The 611-nt window shown below is 49.6% G+C and carries 1 protein-coding gene; it reads right to left on the bottom strand.

Translation table 11 applies throughout. The features are described from left to right. Positions 1-165: 165 nt before the first annotated feature. Positions 166-611: hypothetical protein (locus tag ACOCD2_RS25010; RefSeq protein ID WP_293650482.1), on the bottom strand; the 446-nt coding region annotated here is incomplete at its 5' end.

The following is a 611-nucleotide window of genomic DNA, read 5'->3' as shown; positions in this document are numbered from 1 at the left end:
GAGCAGGATGCAGCAATCAGCGTATAGAACAAGCTCTAACGGGCAGTATGAACAAAATAGCAACTTTATTTCACCCGAAAATATACGGTGGAACAATGTTGCTTACTCTAAACTCTAGCAAATATATTAAAGAGGCAGTATGCTTTCTATGGATGGGGCGGGTGGTCAGGGAAAATCATCGTAAGGCGGTTTGTCTTCGAGTCCGATCTTTTTTCGTTTGCCGATAACTGTTGTCGCCAGCCAGGCGCCAAGAAGAACCCCCACACAGCGCAAAAGGTTCACGGCAAGAGGGCTGAGCAAGTGTTTCGGAGGGGTCTTGCCTCCAAACTCGACGATCAAGGTTTCATCGATGTGGCCGGGTACCAATAGCAGAATGATGGCTACCAATATCAGTACACTGCTCCAGCAGGGCAGTTTCTTTTGCGTAAAGGCCCAGGTGAGGCGGAATACTACGGCGCCAATGACAAACATCAGCAGGAATTCGATGCTAATCCAGGCCATGCTCATGTTGTTCGAGGTGCTGATGGTCGTGTTCATGGAAAAGCGCACCCCAAAAAACAGCGCCAACTCCAGCAAACCGTCATCGCAAACCCCCAAGGACGATACCGCCA

The organism is Thiolapillus sp., from assembly GCF_048562965.1.
Taxonomy (GTDB): Bacteria; Pseudomonadota; Gammaproteobacteria; order Chromatiales; family Chromatiaceae; genus Thiolapillus; species Thiolapillus brandeum_A.
The sequence above is the reverse complement of the archived record's forward strand: the minus strand, read 5'-3'. Positions and strand labels throughout refer to the sequence as shown.